The 18,428-nt window shown below is 61.2% G+C and carries 25 protein-coding genes; 2 read left to right on the top strand and 23 right to left on the bottom strand.

Annotated features, from left to right (window positions below):
- Positions 1 to 7: 7 nt before the first annotated feature.
- Together erdR and QR290_RS07325 are read right to left on the bottom strand one after the other, a co-directional pair.
- Positions 8 to 658, bottom strand: coding sequence for a response regulator transcription factor ErdR (gene erdR, locus QR290_RS07330; protein WP_085647827.1), 651 nt, complete (start codon positions 656 to 658; stop codon positions 8 to 10).
- 224 nt (positions 659 to 882) lie between these two features.
- The gene (locus tag QR290_RS07325; protein WP_289204622.1) at positions 883 to 1,626 is read right to left on the bottom strand and encodes a tRNA-uridine aminocarboxypropyltransferase; all 744 of its coding nucleotides are present in this window, start codon (positions 1,624 to 1,626) and stop codon (positions 883 to 885) included.
- A gap of 189 nt (positions 1,627 to 1,815) precedes the next feature.
- Here QR290_RS07325 and QR290_RS07320 point away from each other — a divergent pair, with 189 nt between their 5' ends.
- On the top strand, positions 1,816 to 2,241 hold the full coding sequence (locus QR290_RS07320) for a PA3611 family quorum-sensing-regulated virulence factor (protein WP_064593873.1): 426 nt from the start codon (positions 1,816 to 1,818) through the stop codon (positions 2,239 to 2,241).
- Here the strand turns inward: QR290_RS07320 and QR290_RS07315 are convergent, their stop codons facing one another.
- Complete coding sequence (locus QR290_RS07315) at positions 2,242 to 2,436, bottom strand: hypothetical protein (protein WP_007954932.1); 195 nt, start codon at positions 2,434 to 2,436, stop codon at positions 2,242 to 2,244. It abuts the gene before it with no gap.
- A 353-nt stretch (positions 2,437 to 2,789) separates the two neighbouring features.
- Between QR290_RS07315 and QR290_RS07310 the strand changes: the two genes are divergently transcribed.
- Complete coding sequence (locus QR290_RS07310; RefSeq protein WP_115076770.1) at positions 2,790 to 3,908, top strand: TIGR00730 family Rossman fold protein; 1,119 nt, start codon at positions 2,790 to 2,792, stop codon at positions 3,906 to 3,908.
- A gap of 71 nt (positions 3,909 to 3,979) precedes the next feature.
- On the opposite strand, the gene recX is transcribed toward QR290_RS07310, so the two are convergent.
- The 20 genes from recX to QR290_RS07210 form a co-directional block, all read right to left on the bottom strand.
- On the bottom strand, positions 3,980 to 4,450 hold the full coding sequence (gene recX / locus QR290_RS07305) for a recombination regulator RecX (protein ID WP_039771298.1): 471 nt from the start codon (positions 4,448 to 4,450) through the stop codon (positions 3,980 to 3,982).
- 8 nt (positions 4,451 to 4,458) lie between these two features.
- Positions 4,459 to 5,517 carry a recombinase RecA gene (recA, locus tag QR290_RS07300; protein WP_085683314.1) on the bottom strand — a complete coding sequence of 353 codons (1,059 nt, stop codon included), beginning with the start codon at positions 5,515 to 5,517 and terminating at the stop codon, positions 4,459 to 4,461.
- Positions 5,518 to 5,600: 83 nt separating this feature from the next.
- A complete protein-coding gene (locus tag QR290_RS07295; RefSeq protein ID WP_115076769.1) occupies positions 5,601 to 6,101 on the bottom strand; it encodes a CinA family protein in 501 nt (166 codons plus the stop codon).
- Positions 6,102 to 6,169: 68 nt separating this feature from the next.
- Entirely contained in the window at positions 6,170 to 6,700 is a 531-nt protein-coding gene (locus QR290_RS07290; protein ID WP_115076768.1) for a lysis system i-spanin subunit Rz, read from the bottom strand.
- A complete protein-coding gene (locus tag QR290_RS07285) occupies positions 6,682 to 7,245 on the bottom strand; it encodes a glycoside hydrolase family 19 protein (RefSeq protein WP_115076767.1) in 564 nt (187 codons plus the stop codon). The genes QR290_RS07290 and QR290_RS07285 overlap by 19 nt, the downstream gene beginning before the upstream one ends.
- Before the next feature lie 33 nt (positions 7,246 to 7,278).
- Positions 7,279 to 7,533, bottom strand: a complete 255-nt coding sequence (locus tag QR290_RS07280; protein ID WP_115076766.1) for a hypothetical protein — start codon at positions 7,531 to 7,533, stop codon at positions 7,279 to 7,281.
- On the bottom strand, positions 7,533 to 8,693 hold the full coding sequence (locus tag QR290_RS07275) for a hypothetical protein (RefSeq protein ID WP_289204621.1): 1,161 nt from the start codon (positions 8,691 to 8,693) through the stop codon (positions 7,533 to 7,535). Before QR290_RS07275 ends, QR290_RS07280 begins: the two co-directional genes overlap by 1 nt.
- 29 nt (positions 8,694 to 8,722) lie before the next feature.
- On the bottom strand, positions 8,723 to 9,154 hold the full coding sequence (locus QR290_RS07270) for a phage tail assembly chaperone (RefSeq protein ID WP_289204620.1): 432 nt from the start codon (positions 9,152 to 9,154) through the stop codon (positions 8,723 to 8,725).
- Between the two features lie 2 nt (positions 9,155 to 9,156).
- Entirely contained in the window at positions 9,157 to 9,897 is a 741-nt protein-coding gene (locus QR290_RS07265; RefSeq protein ID WP_115076764.1) for a gp53-like domain-containing protein, read from the bottom strand.
- 41 nt (positions 9,898 to 9,938) lie between these two features.
- Positions 9,939 to 10,406 carry a phage tail assembly chaperone gene (locus QR290_RS07260; RefSeq protein ID WP_289204619.1) on the bottom strand — a complete coding sequence of 156 codons (468 nt, stop codon included), beginning with the start codon at positions 10,404 to 10,406 and terminating at the stop codon, positions 9,939 to 9,941.
- Positions 10,406 to 11,332, bottom strand: coding sequence for a hypothetical protein (locus QR290_RS07255; RefSeq protein ID WP_289204618.1), 927 nt, complete (start codon positions 11,330 to 11,332; stop codon positions 10,406 to 10,408). The genes QR290_RS07260 and QR290_RS07255 overlap by 1 nt, the downstream gene beginning before the upstream one ends.
- Before the next feature lie 22 nt (positions 11,333 to 11,354).
- On the bottom strand, positions 11,355 to 11,921 hold the full coding sequence (locus QR290_RS07250; RefSeq protein ID WP_289204617.1) for a tail fiber assembly protein: 567 nt from the start codon (positions 11,919 to 11,921) through the stop codon (positions 11,355 to 11,357).
- Positions 11,922 to 11,928: 7 nt separating this feature from the next.
- On the bottom strand, positions 11,929 to 13,023 hold the full coding sequence (locus QR290_RS07245) for a phage tail protein (RefSeq protein ID WP_289204616.1): 1,095 nt from the start codon (positions 13,021 to 13,023) through the stop codon (positions 11,929 to 11,931).
- A 128-nt stretch (positions 13,024 to 13,151) separates the two neighbouring features.
- Positions 13,152 to 13,667 (bottom strand): phage tail protein, encoded by a 516-nt coding sequence (locus tag QR290_RS07240; RefSeq protein WP_289204615.1) that lies wholly within the window; start codon positions 13,665 to 13,667, stop codon positions 13,152 to 13,154.
- On the bottom strand, positions 13,664 to 14,815 hold the full coding sequence (locus QR290_RS07235; RefSeq protein ID WP_115076758.1) for a phage tail protein: 1,152 nt from the start codon (positions 14,813 to 14,815) through the stop codon (positions 13,664 to 13,666). Before QR290_RS07235 ends, QR290_RS07240 begins: the two co-directional genes overlap by 4 nt.
- A gap of 11 nt (positions 14,816 to 14,826) precedes the next feature.
- Positions 14,827 to 15,426: a YmfQ family protein gene (locus tag QR290_RS07230; protein WP_085697370.1), complete on the bottom strand. Its 600-nt coding sequence runs from the start codon at positions 15,424 to 15,426 to the stop codon at positions 14,827 to 14,829.
- Complete coding sequence (locus tag QR290_RS07225; protein ID WP_289204614.1) at positions 15,414 to 16,457, bottom strand: baseplate J/gp47 family protein; 1,044 nt, start codon at positions 16,455 to 16,457, stop codon at positions 15,414 to 15,416. Before QR290_RS07225 ends, QR290_RS07230 begins: the two co-directional genes overlap by 13 nt.
- Complete coding sequence (locus QR290_RS07220) at positions 16,447 to 16,845, bottom strand: phage GP46 family protein (RefSeq protein ID WP_289204613.1); 399 nt, start codon at positions 16,843 to 16,845, stop codon at positions 16,447 to 16,449. The genes QR290_RS07225 and QR290_RS07220 overlap by 11 nt, the downstream gene beginning before the upstream one ends.
- Positions 16,845 to 17,354, bottom strand: a complete 510-nt coding sequence (locus QR290_RS07215) for a phage baseplate assembly protein V (RefSeq protein WP_289204612.1) — start codon at positions 17,352 to 17,354, stop codon at positions 16,845 to 16,847. Before QR290_RS07215 ends, QR290_RS07220 begins: the two co-directional genes overlap by 1 nt.
- A 27-nt stretch (positions 17,355 to 17,381) precedes the next feature.
- On the bottom strand, positions 17,382 to 18,425 hold the full coding sequence (locus QR290_RS07210; RefSeq protein ID WP_289204611.1) for a phage baseplate assembly protein: 1,044 nt from the start codon (positions 18,423 to 18,425) through the stop codon (positions 17,382 to 17,384).
- Positions 18,426 to 18,428 lie beyond the last annotated feature (3 nt).

Raw genomic sequence — 18,428 nt, 5'->3', positions numbered from 1 at the left:
CCAGTGCTTACTGGCTCGGAATTGACTCAAGTTGTTGCAGCAGTAAAGCTGCCTGGGTCCTGGTCCGCACGTTCAACTTGCGAAAAATCGCCGTGACGTGGGCCTTGATGGTCGCTTCGGACACGCTCAGCTCGTAGGCGATCTGCTTGTTCAGCAAACCTTCGCAGACCATGGTCAACACCCGGAACTGCTGCGGTGTCAGGCTCGCAAGGCCATCGCTGGCCGCCTTGGCCTCATCAGAAACGCTGACGGCTTCGAACGCCTGAGGCGGCCAGAACACGTCGCCATCCAGCACTTTGCGCACCGCTTCCTGAATCACGCTCAGGTCGCTGGACTTGGGAATGAAACCACTGGCGCCAAATTCCCGGGACTTGACCATCACCGAGGCTTCTTCCTGGGCCGAAACCATCACCACCGGAATCTGCGGGTATTGACCGCGTAACATCACCAGCCCGGAAAACCCGAAAGCGCCCGGCATGTTCAGGTCCAGCAGCACCAGATCCCAGTCAGCCTTTTCGGTCAGGCGGGCTTCCAGTTCGGCGATGCTCGCCACCTCCACCATGCGTACGTCCGGGCCAAGGCCCATCGTCACCGCTTGATGCAGTGCGCTACGAAAAAGAGGGTGATCATCGGCAATCAGGATGTCGTATGTGGCCATTTTTCAAATGATCCTGTTTTTGATGGCAGGCCCGCGCATTCGAGCCTTGCCAAAGCAAATCCAGACACCGCCCGGCAGCGGCATCCACAGGGGCACGTTCAACGCCAATCACGAACAAAAACGGCGTTTCAAACCTTGGCCGCACCCCAATCGGCGCCAAGCATGACCAGCGAAGCCGGGGTGGTCAAGCCGCACGGCCACTGCTTTAGCAGTATGGGCCAGGATCAGGCCGGTACTGGCGCCGCGTTTCGGATATAGGGCAGCAATTCGGCGTGGGCCGGCGTTGACACATTGACCTCCAGTTGCTGCTTGGCCCCCAGGTAATGCTGGCTGAACACATCGAAATAGGCATCCAGCGCCGACGCCGCGTCCGAATCACCGGCCAGTTCCAGGCACAGCGCCGCCACTTCGGCGGTGCACAGGTGCTCGCTGCGGGTCGAGCGGCGCAGGCGATAACGCGACAGCTTGTCGGGCAACAAACTGAGGATCGGCAGGCGATCGAAGTACGGGCTCTTGCGGAAGATCTTGCGGGCCTCGGTCCAGGTCGCGTCCAGCAGGATGAACAGCGGACGCTTGCTGCTATCGAGATCCACGGTGCTGGTCACCCGCGAAGGTTCGACGTACTCGCCGGGGAACACCAGATACGGCTGCCATTGCGGGTCGTTCAGCAGCGCCAGCAATTGCTCGTCGGGCTCGGTCCGCGACCAGATGAAGGCGTGGTTGTCGCGCACGATGTCGGCGATCAGCCAACCGGTATTGCTGGGTTTGAACACTTCCTTGCCGGTCATGATCAGGCAAACACCCGAGCGCGTATCGACGGTTGGCCGCCAGGCGCACAGGCAGTGGCTGACGATCACCCGGCAATCACGGCAGCGCGGGGAGCGAAAACCACGGGCCTGAATCGGCTTGATGCCTTCGTCCTCGCGCTGATCGCGCAGGCGGGCCACGGCGTTGGGGGCATGATTCATCGCAGGCGGCACCGGCAGACAGGGAAACTCGACACGAACGACACTCGGCAGGGCAATAAAGGCCGGCAGTTTACCAGAGCGACGGGCACAAGCCTGTACCCTCCCGACCGGCTCCCCTATAATTCGCCGCCACTGAACGCACAGTCACGTGGCTGGTCGAACCACCAGTCACTGAACCAGGAGAGTTTCATGCTGCGCCTTATCGTTCCCACCGCTGCCATTCTGCTGGCCTCGTCCTTCAGCGCTCAGGCTGCATCCCTGAGTGAGCAGAATCTGAACCGAGAGCTGCGCAATGTCGCCGCGCAAAGCAGCGTCGGCACGCCACGGGCGATCAACGAAGACATTCTTGATCAGGGCTACACCGTCGAAGGCACCACGCTGGTCAATCACCTGAGCGTGCAAAAGAGCCACGCCGACAAAATGCGCGCCGATCCCAAAGCCGTGTATTTCCAGCTGGGCGCCTCGGTCTGCAACAACCCGTCGTACCGCAAGCTGATGGCCAAGGGCGCGATCATGCGCTACGACTTCACTGAAGTGAAAAGCAACAAGGCAATCGGCTCCGCCAGTTACCAGGAATCGGATTGCCCGAAAGCGGCTCCAGCGAAGAAGAAGTAATCATCGCGACGTAGCGCGCCGCTGTTCATCCTCGGCGCGCAGTTCGGCCAGCAAGGCCTGCAGGTAACGCGAGCGGCGATCCCCTCCCGCCAGGCGCCGGCAGCACTCCTCTTCGAGACTCACATGGTTGGTCTCGGCCGATGCTTTCAACAACCGATACAGCTGCGTATCGATCTCCAGAATGACTCTGGTCATGTGTCCCGCCTCCTTGCCACCCGCAAATCCTTGAATAGCGTGCACCTTGCGTACGGTCGTTGACGCAAAGTTGTCGTACGGCGCCTTTAACTTAGTAAATCAGAGCATTCAACCCTCGACGTGGCATCGGACGAGCGGTGAAAACACATCGCAAAGCGGCAATAAGCAGTTGCCAGGAAAGACTTTGCGGCGTAATGCTCAATGAGCGAAAAATGCTTTGAGGGTCTAGATTCAACGTATTCCCGATCATTTAATTAACGGCAGGAAAGGAGCTGCCGGACGTTTGTTTTCTTGCAGCGCGGCACTGACGCCGCACGTCAGGGCCGAAAGCTCTGTGCAGAAGGAGAAGTTGCATGCCTTACCAACCGAATGACCTGCTCAGCCGTCATTTTCAGGAAAGCGGCCACGACCTCATCAGCAAGGTCGAAGAACAACTCAACCTGGTATCACCCAACAGCCCGAATTCCCCCATCTACCGCGACATGATCCTGACCGTGCTGCGCATGGCCCAGGAAGACCATAACCGCTGGAACGCCAAGATCACCCTGCAAGCCCTGCGCGAACTGGAGCAGGCCTTTCGCACCCTTGAACAGTTCAAGGGGCGCCGCAAGGTCACGGTGTTCGGCTCAGCCCGCACTCCGGTTGAACATCCCCTTTACGCAATGGCTCGTGAACTCGGAGCCTCGCTGGCCCGCTCGAACATGATGGTCATCACCGGTGCCGGTGGTGGAATCATGGCCGCCGCCCATGAAGGTGCCGGCCGCGATCACAGCCTGGGCTTCAACATCACCCTGCCCTTCGAACAACATGCCAACCCCACCGTGGACGGCACCAATAACCTGCTGCCGTTCCACTTCTTCTTCACCCGCAAGCTGTTCTTCGTCAAGGAAGCCGACGCGCTGGTGTTGTGCCCCGGCGGGTTCGGCACCCTGGACGAAGCTTTGGAGGTACTCACGCTGATCCAGACCGGCAAAAGTCCCCTGGTGCCGGTGGTACTGCTGGACGCACCGGGCGGGACGTTCTGGCAAGGTGCGCTGGACTTCATCCGTCAGCAACTGGAGGAAAACCGCTACATCCTGCCCACCGACCTGAAGCTGATGCGCCTGGTTTACAACGTTGAAGAGGCGGTGGAGCAGATCAACCAGTTCTACGGCAACTTCCATTCCAGCCGCTGGCTCAAGCGCCAATTTGTCATTCGTATGAACCACAAGCTGAGCGATCAGGCCCTCGACCATATGCAGGAAGCGTTTGCCGATCTGTGCCTGAGCGACCAGTTCCATCAACACGCCTACGCCGGCGAAGAGCACGACGAGGCCCAATTCAGCCACCTCACGCGCCTGGCATTCGCGTTCAACGCCCGGGATCACGGGCGCCTGCGGGAACTGGTGGACTACATCAACCTGCCGGAAAACTGGGCGCAGTCAAAACCCCAAACCGCGCAACGCACCCGCGAACCGTCGAAGGTAACGTGAGGGCAAAAAAAAACGGCCCGCTATCGAAATAGCGGGCCGTTTTTTTGTTTGTTGATTGAAGCTGGAGCGATTTAATCGTCCATCCCTCTGCCGCTGAACAAGCGGTTGATCATCTCCATCGAGAATCCCCGGTATGCCAGGAATCGACCTTGTCTGGCGCGTTCCTTGGCATCGCCGGGAAGTTGTCCGGAGAACTTCCGTTGCCACGTGTCCGTTAGCTGCTCCTGCCAGTTGATGCCGCTCTCGCGCAAGGCGAGTTCGATATCGGCACGTTGTAAACCGCGCTGGCTCAGTTCTTCGCGAATCCGCAGTGGGCCGTAACCGGAGCGGGCGCGATAGGAAACAAAGCTTTCAAGATAACGGGCTTCGGAAAGCAGCCCCTCTTCCGTTAAACGGTCGAGGGCTGTTTCGATCATCTCGGGGGGAGCGCCACGCTGACGCAGTTTGCGCGTCAGCTCGACTCGACCATGCTCGCGGCGTGCGAGCAGGTCCATGGCGGTTCGCCGCACCGCGACGAGGGTATCGAGTACGGCGGTTGTCATCGGTGCAATCAGATATCAGCGTCAGCCAGGTCGTCTTCGGTCTCTTTGACCGCAGAAGCCTTGGAGTCGGCGATCACGGCTGGCGACAGCAGCTTGTCACGCAGTTGCTTCTCGAGCTTGGCCGCGACTTCCGGGTTGTCCGCCAGGAACTTGGCCGAGTTGGCCTTGCCCTGACCGATCTTGGTGCCTTCGTAGGCATACCAGGCGCCGGACTTCTCGACGAAACCGTGCAGCACGCCCAGGTCGATCATCTCGCCGTTCAGGTAGATACCCTTGCCGTAGAGAATCTGGAACTCGGCCTGACGGAACGGTGAAGCCACCTTGTTCTTCACAACCTTGACACGGGTTTCGCTGCCGACCACTTCGTCGCCTTCTTTCACCGCGCCGGTACGGCGGATGTCGAGACGAACCGAAGCGTAGAACTTCAGCGCGTTACCACCGGTGGTGGTTTCCGGGCTGCCGAACATCACGCCGATCTTCATCCGGATCTGGTTGATGAAGATCACCAGGCAGTTGGCGTTCTTGATGTTGCCGGTGATCTTACGCAGCGCCTGGGACATCAGACGGGCTTGCAGGCCCACGTGCATGTCGCCCATTTCGCCTTCGATTTCAGCCTTCGGTACCAGTGCCGCCACGGAGTCGACGATGATCACGTCAACGGCGTTGGAGCGCACCAGCATATCGGTGATTTCGAGGGCCTGTTCGCCGGTGTCCGGCTGGGAAACCAGCAGGTCGTCGACATTGACGCCCAGCTTGCCGGCGTACTCAGGGTCGAGGGCGTGTTCGGCGTCGACGAAGGCGCAGGTCGCACCGGCTTTTTGAGCCTGGGCGATCACGGACAGCGTCAGTGTGGTTTTACCGGAAGATTCAGGACCGTAGATTTCAACGATACGGCCTTTTGGCAAGCCGCCGATGCCGAGTGCGATGTCCAGACCCAGAGAGCCGGTGGAGATGGATGGGATCGCCTGACGGTCCTGATCGCCCATACGCATTACGGCACCCTTGCCGAATTGACGTTCGATCTGACCCAGGGCCGCAGCCAAGGCTTTCTTCTTGTTGTCGTCCATTAAAGTCCTCACGTAATCAATAAGGCCTGACGGCCAACACCTGTATAAGTAGCCAGTATTATTCCACAGCGTTCACGGATCGCCTACCCCTGATTTTCGATTTCTCGTGCCGCTAGTCGCAGCAAGCCCTCTAGCGCGGCCTTCACCGTTTGTCGGCGGACTTCGTCGCGGTTGCCGGGGAAGTGCTGGACCTCGCTGAAAACCTGGTCGCCCACGCCCCACGCCAGCCAGACGGTGCCCACCGGTTTGTTCGGCGAACCACCGTCCGGCCCGGCCACACCGCTGACCGCCACGGCAAACCGCGCCAGGCTTTTCTCCTGGGCGCCGCGCACCATGGCCTCGACCACTTCGCGGCTGACCGCGCCCACGGTCTCGAACAGCTCCGCCGGCACATTCAACTGCTGGGTTTTCTGGCGGTTGGAGTAGGTCACGTAACCCGCCTCGAACCACGCCGAACTCCCCGGAATGCGGGTGATGGCTTCGGCAATCCCGCCACCGGTACAGGACTCGGCCGTGGTGACGTGGGCATTGAGCAACTGCAGACGTCGGCCAAGTTCGGCCGCCAGTTGAGTGATTTCTTTCACGGCGCGCTCCGGATCGGATGGAATGGGTACCACCGTACACGAGCCGGTTGCGCTTTCAATACACAAGCTTATTCAAAATGTTCGGGCGCCAGCGCTCTGATATAGGCCTGACAGGCCTGCAAGGCGATCAGTCCGCGGTCGCCTTCGCCGGTGATGGCGACAATTCGTCGAGCATGCGCCGGGTCAAGTCGGGCGCGTACGGCTGCATGATCCACGCCGCCGGTGCCGGAGGCGGCTGGCACACCGCAGCCTTGGGCAGCATCGCCTGCGTCGATGAGGACTGACAGGCGCAGATCAGCAGTGGCAAGGCGATCGCGCAGGCGATCCTGATCACGTTGGGCATCGTTCAGTGCTCGGTAATGGGTTTGTTCACTGGCCGTGAGCCGCTGCTCCAGTGCCAGACGCTTGTCCTGCTCGGCCTGTTGCGCGGTGGCGGCGGCCGAAGTCAGTTGATTGAGGGCTTCGGCATGCAGCCGGGCCTGCTCGGCCAGTTGGCGACCGTAGCGCCAGTCCTGAAATTGCCACGCCAGCGCCGCCGACCCTGCGACCAGCAGCACCAGCCCGATCAGCCGCCAGACGCTCAGACCGAAGGCAGGCATAGCACCGCCCTCGCCCGCCCCCAGAGTTCCAGCCGATCCTGCAATCCGTTCAACCCGCCGTTGATCCGCCGGGTAATGCTGTTGAACTGATCCTGATCCGCCAGCGCGTTCAGGCCGTTCTGCGCCCAGAACCACGCGGCGGACTCGGCCGCCCATTGCGGCTGCTCCAGCAGTTCCGGCAACGCCAGCAGACGTTCATCGCCGAACAGTCCGAGGCTGCACTGGCGATAGTTGGCGCGGCCGGTAATCTGGATCAGCCCGCGCCCGCGATACTTCTGCCCGTCGCCATCGGCCTCGGGCGTGTTGCCCAATCGCAGGGCCAGCGTACCGGTGTCGTATTTGCTCAGGTACTGGTTATTGCCCAGTTCGCGCACGTACTGCAACTGCCCCGATTCGTGTCCGATCTGGGCAAGAAACGCGGCAATGCGCTTGGGCGTGTCGATGCGATGGCGCGCCATGGCATCGTTGAGTGCAGAAACAAAAACGCCCGCTTGGCGGCGGGCGTTGGGCATGATGTTGAGTAGGTTGTCTTCAGTAATTTGCATAATGCTCGATCCTCCCTGGATGCTCCGATTGAATCACGGTTGGCGGCCGAAGCCCGTGAGCCATTTCTTTGCCAGGGTTTTCAGAGTGCCATCCGGGGCACTTTCTTCCGGCGACGAAAACACCCAACCGAGGGTGCCGAAATTCGCCGACCAGTCGATTTGGGGCGCTGGCGTGACGTCGGTGATGTCAACCCAGAGCAGATCCGGGTGAAACATCTCGACCATGTTTCCATCGGTCGAGAACAGCTCGACCACCGTGTTTTCAACAACGCGTGCGTAGGTTTTCATCAGGCGTACTCGTAAATGATCACGACGCCAGGGGCGCCAACAGCGCCGGGTCGACCTGGCTGGGTGAGAGCGTTGGCTATGCCGCCAGCGCCAGATCCGTAGCCCGACCCTGGCGCAGCCAGACTCAGTGCAGCGCTGTTGCCATAACCGCCGCCCCCCAAGGGTGAAACCGCTCCATGTCCGGCCAGAATCGAACCCGTGAGGTTTATTCCCGGACTACCTGCAGATCCTGCACTGTTGACGATGTTGCCTCCCGTAGCACTACTGCTCGGGAAACCACCAACAAACAGACCAAAATCAGTGATATTGATTACGCCGACATACGGAGATCCACCACCACCCGGTGCTGAAACCAGAGAGCCAAAAGAACTGGTGCCACCCGGCCCGGCGCTTCCTGCAATAGCTCCCGCTATTCCTTTTGCACCGACAGTAATGACCTGACTGGTGCCTATGGCAGCGGCGGAAAGCCACGCTTCGGCATAACTGCCCGAAGCCCCGCCTCCGGCAAGTGAAACCTGACTGCCGTTGGTTGCAGCAATACCAGCACTGCCCCCACCGCCGCCCAACACCTTGACCAGTACGTTCCTCATTCCCGGTGTCGGTGCATAAACGCCTGACGCGGTAAACGTCTTGACTCCCAACAATCGGCCACTGCAGGCATTGCCACCGCTGGCATACACCAGCAACCAACTGTCCAGCGCTGCGCTGAACACCACCGAGCACACACTGCCACCGACAATTTCGGCAGGTCGCAACGCACTCTGTGCCAGACTCAAAAGCGGTTTGGGCAGAAGACCATTCGGCGCAAATGTGCTCGCGCCGGTGTTGGCATTGCCTGCGGTGAAACGCAGCGCCAGACCGTCCTTCAACGTCGTGATGGCCGGCACGTAGTTGGCCATGTAGAGATTGGCAGCACCAATATCCGCTGCATGCTTGTCTTCCCCGGCCTGGCTGATTTTCCTGATCGCCTGCAGCAACTGCGTCGCATCGTTTTCGCTCGGCTCAAGGCCCGCAGACTTGACGACATTCAACAACTCATCGGTAACGCTGTTGCCCCAGGTTGCAGGGATCAACGATCCCGGCAACCCACCGACGACGTCTTCGTTAACGAACTTGCCGTTCACCAGCCCGATGCCGGGAACGCTTTTCGGATAATCCACGTTAATTCCTCTTTGATCGGGTCAACGGCTCAGCCGTTCGACCGCAGCAATCCTTCAAGCCAGTCGGGCTCTACCGGACGGGCGCGCGCATCCGGAAATTCCGGATCATTGGGCCAGTCGCGCAGTGCCTGCCGATAGGCGAGCAGTTGTTTGAATTCGTCGGCGCGCAAAGTGGTGCCCTCGCCGACTTCCAGTTCTTCGGCGTCACGAAGAACCAGCCATTGAGTGCGATCCAGTACCTTGTCTCGCCAGGCCCGTTCTGTGGCTTCGATGGTTTGTTCAGCCAGTAGCACCCGTTCCGGGCGCCCGCTGGCAGTCAGGGAAAGAACGGTTCCTTTTGGAGCGTTCGAGACCAGTGCGCAATACTCGCCTTCGCTTAACTCAAACGCGTCCGCGGGGATGTTGGCGCCGTGTAGATCGGAGTGATAAAAGCCGCAAGTTGCCGGAGAAAAGTAATACATGCTCAATTTCCTATTCCGATGACACGAGCGGCAATGGAGCCCGACGGCCATTCAGGACAGCGAACATTGATGCCTGTCTGCCGACTCACGGTCGCGTTGTTGTTCCAGGTCAGTTGCGTTCCGGATGCCGTGCCTTCATGAGTAGCGACAGCAAGAAACAGCGCGTTGGGAAAGACCAGCGGCCATAGATTCAGATCGCCGAAACCGTTGTTACCCGCCTGGCTGGCGGCCCCGGTGATCCACTGGATAATCACCCCTCCCATCCACGAGGGGAAAACGATATAACCGGAGGTTCCCAACCTCACCATGAACCCGAGCCTGAGTTTTTTAGGAGTAACAATCGAGGTATCACTGACACCGGCGTTGACCTCTGCCTGAGAGGAGATTTTGGCAACCCCCATCAGCGACTCGGTCGCCTGTTGCATCTTTTTCGCTATCGATTGAAACACTCGTAACGGCGTCATCAAGCGAGTAGCGCTGGCTCCCGACTCAGCTTCTTCCTGACTGGCCAGACTGTCGCTTTGCTTCTTCGAGATAAGCGTATCGATCGCTGCCCTGAGCTGAGTGTTATCACTCTCATCGGCAGCGGTCCCTGCGCTTTTGATGACTTCAAGAATTTCTTGCGTAACACCATTTCCCCAGCTTGCCGGAATCAACGAACCGGGTGTTCCGGTCAGAGGGTTTTCGTCAACAAACCTGCCATTCACCAAACCTGCGCTGGGAATGTTTTTTGGATAATCCATTACCTGTCTCCTGAATATGAATACACCTGCATTCGGCTGCGTCAGGCAGACACTGCCGTGAACCAGGCAGGCTGCGCCGGCCGTTCAGCGAAGGTCTGAGACGGGCTCGCGGCAGGCCAGTCGCGCAAGGCCTGGCGGTACTCGAGCAGCTCCAGATATTGCTGGGCCTTGAGCGTTGTTCCGCGTCCCAGTTCCTGCTCGTCGCGGTGGCGGGTGACCAGCCATTCGGTGGCAGCAAGCGCCGACTGGCGCCAAGCGCGCTCTACTGCCAGAGGCTCGTTGTCGTCGACCATTGCGACCTGAGCGATGACAGGACTTTGCGGTTCGCGCGAAGGTTCGATAGCGGGCGTTGCATCGGCCATTGGCGCTCCGATTTCGACGTTCACGCCATCGGGGACTTTCACCATCGCCGCGACGAACGCAGGCGCAAACAGTTGCTCGATTGCGTAGTCACCGGTGTCGATCACTTCAACCACAACACCGTTTTCAATGCGTGCATAACGGGCCATTACTCGTACTCCCAGATTTCACAGAAGGCATTGCCCCCGGCGCCGCTCACGACTGATGCGGAAGCGTTGCTCGAACAGGAACCGCTGCCCCCCGAGCCGCGAACACCGGGAGTACCGTTGCCATTCACGCCCATTAGCGGAGCACCACCATCAAACGGGCTGGGTCCCCCGCCTCCGCAGAGCACTCCCCAGTTGTTGTTGTACATCGCATAGGTGCCGGGGATACCGCGAGCGCTGCAGAGGTTGCCGCCCGTAACGACCTGCCCGCCCGCGCCGCCTTGTACGAAGCCGGACGCAGTGGCGGACGTCAGGACGGTAATCGTCTGCCCGCCCATGCCGCCCGAAACACTCAGGTAGGAACCGAAAGAAGCGCCGCCGCCCGCCTGGCCGATCGCGTTACGCGGGGCACCGCCGGCGCCCAGCGTGACCGGAACACCGGCCAGCATCTCCGGCGTGACGTCATACAGACTTTCCCCGTAAGCGCCCGCCCCGCCACCGCCGCCGATGCCTTGATAAGTGGCCGGGATGGGGGCACATCCGCCCCCCGATCCACCCGCCCCGACCAACCGCACTCGAATCCGTTTGGCCCTCGGGTTCGGCTTGTAAACCGTGATCCCGACCGCGTCGATCTGCCTGACCGCCAGCAACCGCCCCACCGCATCGGTGATGCCGTAGCCCGCCAGCGTGGTCGGGGTGTTCTTCAGTTTGGTGAAGTCGACAAGGGCGCCAATGGCCGTTGCCAGCTGATTGGTTTTGCTCTCGTCCGGCGTCAGTCCGGCGGCCTTGATGGCGTTGAGAATTTCTTGCGTGACGCTGTTGCCCCAGGCGGCGGGGATCAACGAGCCGGGCGTGCCGGCAACCGGGTTTTCATCGACAAAACCGCCGTTGACCAGGCCGACGCCGGGGATGCTGTTTGGATAATCCATTGCACGGTTCCCTGTGCTGCGATCAGTTGGTTACGCTTGCGCCGGGCACCGCCGGCCAAGTGACTTCGCCGGGGAAACCGGCCTGTTTTTCGATGCGATTCAGCTCGACGCTGTAGAGCTTCCATTCGAGCAATTGCAGTTGCTCTTCGTGGCTGGCGTCGCCGATGTCTTCGGCGTATTGCAGAGGGGCGATGCGCAGGACAGCGTCGCGCAGCAGCGTGTCGCGCGTCTCCAGAGCCTGCTGACTGATGCTGAGCAAACGGGCCTGTTCATCCAGTTGCCAGGCGTTGTCGCGCCATACATGGAACTCCCCCGGCCACGGCTGCGCTGTGAAGGTTTCAGGCAACTCTCCCAGCTCATTCCAGATCTGTTGCCCGCCGCCGTCCTTGCGAAAAACCGGACCGCGCCGGTCAATCACCTCTCGCGGTACCCCGTTGATCAAGGCCCAGGTGCGACCGGCTTCAGGCGCGGGTAATTCGAACGACAACTCCACCGCGTTGCTGGGCAATTGAATGCCGATGCCCGGTGTCACGAAGAACTCGACAGGCCCGGACAAAACGCCCGCGCCGTCAAACAGATAATTGAACATAGGCACCTCAGATGAGTTTGATACGGCCGGGATAGGCGATGTTGCGAGGTCGGGACTTGAACGCCAGCAGTAAGGTGTTGGCAGCATCTCGTTGGTAGGTCGTATTGGCAGGGAAGACAGGGCCGCCGTTGACCAGTCCCGACACGTATTGCGGTTCTTCACGAGACTCGGCACCGAAGCTGGTCAGGCTGTCCGACCACCACGCGCCCACCGCACCGGCACCATTGCCGCCCATGGCATACGAGTGAATCGATCCGGCCTGAAAGGCCCCCATGGCACGGCCGGTGTCCACGCCCCTGCCCTCGTCCAGAACCCGCAGAAACTCGCCTCGCCCCTCAGGACCACGGAAAGTTGCCGCACCGTCACCCGACGTCCATTTACCTTCGTTGCCCGCGCGCGCGGCCTCGGTGCCCAACATTCCCGACAGCTGGGCGTGGTCCCACAGCCAGGGCCACTCGACACGTTTCATGACGGTGCCATTCAGCGCGCCGTAACCACCGGGACTGAGCAAGGTGGTGGTTTCAAAAAACGGCCGTCCCAGTGGTGTGTTGTCGAAGCGACCGACGGGCCACCAACTGCCAGCGCCGTCGCTGCGCAAATGCCACCAGTCACCGCTGCCCATCAATACGAAGAATGGATATCCACTCGGCGAAAGATGGGTGTGAAAGCGCATGCGGTCAGTACCGGAGGCCTGGATGACCATACGGTTTCCGCTGTTGTCCACGCGACGAACAATCACGTCACGCACGCCAAGAGCGACGTCGGCGGGAGGCAACGAAAGGGTCAAGGCTCCGGGACTGCCGTCGATCAGCACCAGGCCGAGCTCTTGCGCGGACAATGTTTTGGAAGCCGCCAATCGTGTAATGACTGATCGCATCGGACTGGTGTTGCCAACGATCGACTGAATCGCCTTGTACAACTGAGCTGTATCGGCCTCGACGGCTGTCAGCCCGGCGCCGGTGATCACGTTGAGAATTTCCTGCGTAACGCTGTTGCCCCACACCGCCGGAATCAACGAACCGGGCGTTCCCGCCACCGGGTTCTCATCGACGAAGCGGCCATCGACCAGGCCGACGCTGGGGACACTTTTTGGGTAATCCATGGGTGTTCGTTCCTCTGTAATGACAAATGAAACGTGGCCGCGCGCAAGCTTTCGCCACGGCGCAAACGCTTCTGTTCCTGAAAATAAAAAGCCCACAATCAAGTGGGCTTGGGTAACGCGAACTGCGGTTACGCGGTCGGGATGGCGGTCAGCTCACGTATCGCCTGCAGCGCCTCATCGGCGGCAGCTCTAGCCTGATCCATCTGACCTTTGCCTGCGCAAGCGCGAATCTGGTTCTTGGCCTTCAGGCGCAAGGTGCGCAGGGTCAGCAGGGTGTCGCTGAGCCGGGCGGCCTTGTCGAGAATCTGCTCGGCGGACTGTTTCGCCGACCGGCCCTTGGCAACCCAGGCGGCGACGGACAGCGGCACTTCCTTTTTCGGGTAACCGGCGTCCTGAAAGGCCTGAGCATCGACCGCCGCCTGGGCATACTCAAGGGCTTTGAGAGGATCACCGGCCAGTGCGGTGCGCGCGCTGTCGGCTACCGCATCGACCTTGGCGCACAGACTTTCGGTTTCCTGTTGTTCCAGCAGCGCGACTTTCTCGGGATTGATGACCCACTGCTCACCGTCCCAGTCATGGGCGGCAGAAGTTGGTACCGGACGCAAGCCGTCTTCGAATTGATGCAGTTCCTGAATGATGTTCATCGGATCAACTCCCAAGACAAATGCACATTTACGGCCGCCGTGAAATTGACTGCGATACCGTTCGAATAATCGGTTTGAGAAAAGCTTTTGATCCCCATCCCGAATAGCAATTCGTCACTGGCGGCATTCCCTGCGTTCCAAGTGTGCTCGGCTTGGTACACCTGCCACAGCGAACGTAGTTCCGAGTGATCGAAACCAGCCGTCAACGTTGAAAGCGTGGTGTCGTTGACGACGTTACTGGTGAAGATTCCCACCGATGCGCCTGCCGTTCCCCAACCGTCCCAATTATTGGACGTACCGATAGTCGGATTGAGGAAACAGTAATTCCCTCCCAGCCAGCCGCCCGGTGCAAACGACACGCCAGTGATAGCCGTCGGGTGCGGGGTCGGATTCCCGACCACCAGACGTGCTGTTCGCGCATGAGGGTCGAGCGGCAGATAGACCACGCCATTGCCATTGACCACCTGAGTCCAGGACAACCGGTTACGGTTGTAGATCTGCCGGACAATCGGCACGGATCCCGGACCCGCCGTGACGACCCAGGCGAGACAGATATCCAGCGGTGTCGACTGGAAACCACCACCCGCCGCCCCATTGACCGTCCCCTTCAAACCGTCTGGGCTAGCGTCATAGATCGTCCCGCGCTGCATGTAAAACGTCAGCGCACCACCCACCACCTGTGCCCGCAGAAAGTAACCCGAACTCGGCAACAGATCGGCGCTGCTCCAGGCCTGAGTGGTGAACGTACGCGAGCGGCCCAACTGCCCCGCCACCACCTCCTGACCGATGCTGACGTAAACACCCGCCGGCACCGACACCCGTCCGCCGCTGGTCGAGGCGGCGGCCGGTGTAATCGGCATCCGGGCATCCGTCGTGGCCACGGTCGGCAATGGCAACGCTGCCAGCGGCAATGCCAGATCCTGATTCCAGCCTTTGGCCGTCACCGTCTGAATCGCCTGCAACAACTGATCGTATTTCTTCTCGTCCGGGGTCAGATCCCCGGCCTTGATCACGCTGAGAATTTCCTGGGTGACACTGTTGCCCCAGTCCGCCGGGATCAACGACCCCGGTGTCCCGGTCAACGGGTTTTCATCGATAAACTTCCCATTCACCAGACCGGCGCTGGGGACACTCTTCGGATAATCCATTGCGTTATTCCCTAGTCATAGTTGATGTGCACCTTGGTATGCGCCGGTGCCGCCCGGTGGATCAGGCACTCCAGCGCCGATCCCGGATTCACGCCAAAGCGCTCGCCCCAGTAACTCGCGCCGAAACGCCGGCCGAGTAGCAACCGGCCGCCGGTGTTGAGCGTCCACATGAACTGTGCTTCCCAGGTGCCCCAGTGCGCCGCACCGAAACGCGAACGGCCCATACGCGGGGCTTCGAGTTCGGTGATGGTGGCGTTGGGATAACCCTGGCTTTTGGCGATTTCCAGGTAGTAGCCGACAGCCTGGCTGCCGACTGCGAGCAAGCGGCGGCGCACGGCAAGGCGGCGGTCATCGAACAGCGGCGTGGCGCCGAGGCACGGGTCGGGCAGGTTCATCACCTGCTCCCAGTCCGGCACCAGTTCGCTGACGCCAGCCGGGTCCATTTCGTTGAGCAGGTCGGCGGCGCGAGCGTCGAGGCGCGCCAGTTCGACGGCGACGCCTTGCAGCACTTCCTCAAGCTCCGGCACGCGCTCCGGATCCCACGCCGGGCCGCTCGGCAGCAAGGCGCGCAGTTGCGCCTGGTATTGGGCAGCAGTTCTTATGGCAGCCATACGCAACCCCCGAAGGTGAGCAGTTCGCTGTCACCGGCGGCCACGTTGGCCACGGGGGCGGAAAGGACATGATCGGTTTCACCCGCCGCGCTGCTGATCGCTTCGCGGATATGGCTGATCAACAGATCCTCGCCCAGGTCGGCTTCGCGGTTATGCAGATCGCGCAACTGGGTTTCGACGGCGGCGCGTACGGCGGTGGTGTCGGGGGTCAGCTTCAGCTGATAGGTCACCGGTTTCTGCACCGGAGCACGCACGTGGACTTCGGCGGTCACCGGACGCAACGGCTCAATGTAGGCCTGTACTTCGGCCAGTTGATCGGCATTCGGCACCGGTTGCGGATCGTCGTCGCGCATGATGTACACGCCGACGGTGCCCGGCCCGAGGAAGCCGCCACGACACCACGCGCGGGTCACACCCGGCACTTCCAGCGCCCAGGTTTCATAGTCGCTGGCCGAGCCGCCGTGGGGGATGACGCGGTAGGAACGGATCACCCGCGAGCGCAACGACTCCAGGCTTTCACGTGCCACGCCACCGTTCAGTCCGGGCGCCAGCACCACAAAACTGTTGCCGACCACGCCGGCGATCGGCTGCACCGGCGTCAGTGCCAGCCCGGCCTCGGCGTTGCCCAGACTGCCGGCATCCAGCGCGGCAATGCTGATGCTGTTGACGCCATTGACGGTGGTGCGCGCGACGGTGACTTTGAAGGTGCGACCGTCACTTGCCTGCAGCAACGTATCGGCGTCCAGCACCGCACCCGCCGTGGCGTTGAAGCTGACGTTGCCGGTGGCGACCTGCGCCGGTTTGCGCGGCTGGTTGAGGCGCAGTGCGGCGATGCGCTCCAGGGTCGATTCATCGGCGGTGTCGGGCAGGATCTGCTCGGCAATCCAGTCGAGATAGCCGTACAGACCATAAGCGGCGCCGCCGAGTGTGCGGGCCAGGACTTGCGCATCGGACTGGCGCAGCGAATCGCCGGCCAGGTCGCTTTGGGTGCGCTTGATCAGCACCGGCAGCGAAGGGGTTTCAAACGGCATAGATCACCTGCCAACTGTTATCGGGGTTGATGTCCAGGCGTTCGCCGTCGGCCAGGGTCAGGACCGTGCGCAGGTTCAGGCGCTTGGCGTCGAGGCGTTCGCTGATGATGTCGATGGCGCTGCAATGGCCGTCGTCGATCAGCCATTGCAAGGCTTCGCGGGCATAGAACTCGGCGTCCATCTGGGTCTGGCGGGTCAGCTTGACCCGGCGCAACAGCCACAGCCGCGAGCCGATGCGATCGTCAGCCACGGTGGGAAAGGTGTCGCCCCACCAGCCGAAACGCTCCTCGTCATCGAGGGCATCGTCGTCGGCCGCACGGCGCCAGGTGAACAGGCTGATGAGTACGGCGCGGGTCAGTGCGGCATGGAGGTTCTGACTGAAAAGCATCACTGACCTCCCGCCGGCGCGCCGGTCTGGCCACTGCCTGCCTGCACGCCAACGTGCACGTGCTTGATCTGGCTGATGCCGCCGGCCACTTGATCGCCTTTGGAAACGATCTTGCCGGTCTGGTTGATCACCGGCGTCTCGAAGTTCACGGCGGTGCTGGCGCGGATGTTCAGCGTGGCGGTTTCGATGTCGATGACCCGCCCGCGCTTGAAGTGAATTTTGTCGCCCTCGTCGGTGTAGATCGCCACCTCGCCGGCCGCCAGCGATTGCAGGCGGTAACGGCGGTCGGCGACCACCAGGGCGATGGCGTGGGAACGGTCGCCGCCGAGAAACGTGACGACGCCTTCGGCACCGGCCAGCGGATGGCTGGTGAAACCGTAGGGTTCGAAGTGCTCCAGGTCGTCGTTCACTTCACCGGCGGTAAGGCGCATTTGCAGCGATTGCAGCTTGGATGCCGAATTGGCGAGCACGACAGTGCCGCGCGCCAGCAGGCGTGTCAGTAGGCTCATAGGGTTTCCTTGGAGGGAGGTGCCGGCTCAGGCTTTTTGGGGTGGGATCGGATTGGCGTCGAAGGTATGCGGCGGCGCCACTTGCAGCGTGGTCACCGAGCCTTGCGCCGACAGCGAATACGTCACCTTGGAGATCAGCATGTCGCCATCGAAGCCGAGCACCGGATCCTTGACCTTCACCAGCGTGTTGTGGCGCCACAGATCGCCGTTGGACTGACGCCAGCCCTGCACCTGATATGTGGTGGTCAGCGCCCGGCCCATGCGCGTGGCGCTTTCCCACTGGGCCCGTTGCTGGGCCAGTTCGAACGTCAGTTGCGAGCCTTCGTTGATGATCGTGGTGCGCCGACGCTTGAAGCTCAGGTCGGTCGCGCTGGATTCAACCTCGCTGACCGCCGCCCCGCTCTTCTTGTCGTTGCCCTTTTGCTGGCCGATCACCCGGTACTCGGAGAACACTTGGCTGTGATCCATCGGCGCATTGGCCGACAGAATATTCTTGCCCAGCTCCAGCGCATCGCTGGCGCGGCCGCCGCTGCCCGGTTTGGCCAGCACCAGCCGGCCCTCGGCGTCATCGGTGGAAAACACCCGGTACAGCGAGAGCAAACGGTCGATCGACTGAAACACCGTTTCACCCGGCACGATCGTGTGCTTGCTCAAGCGTGCGGTCTCGGGAATCTCGTTGACCACAAACTGCGTGTATTCCCCGGCCAGGGCCTGGACGATGTTCAACAGTGGCTGTTCCTGCCATTGGCCGGGGATGTTACGCGCCGCGCAATCGACCAGATCCTGGGTCTTGGAACTGCCTTCGATACTCAGGCTGATCTGCCGCCCGTCATAGCTGATCGGGGCCTTGAACACATAACCGGTGAGCACCAGATCCTTGCCGATCCGCACTTCGCACGGGTCGCCGGCCTTGATTCGCTGATCCACGGTCTGCCCCGGCCATTGCCAGGTGATGTCGAGTTTGAAAGTGCGGAACTGGCGCTCCAGGTCCGCGGTGATCTGCACGCTTTTCCAGCCGCCGTACTCCATGTTGTCGACGGTCAGCGTGACGCGGTTGTCAGTCTCGCTCATGGC

The sequence above is a fragment of the Pseudomonas fluorescens genome (genome assembly GCF_030344995.1).
GTDB lineage: Bacteria > Pseudomonadota > Gammaproteobacteria > Pseudomonadales > Pseudomonadaceae > Aquipseudomonas > Aquipseudomonas fluorescens_BF.
Note: the sequence above shows the minus strand (reverse complement) of the source record. Positions and strands in the feature narration are given on the sequence as shown.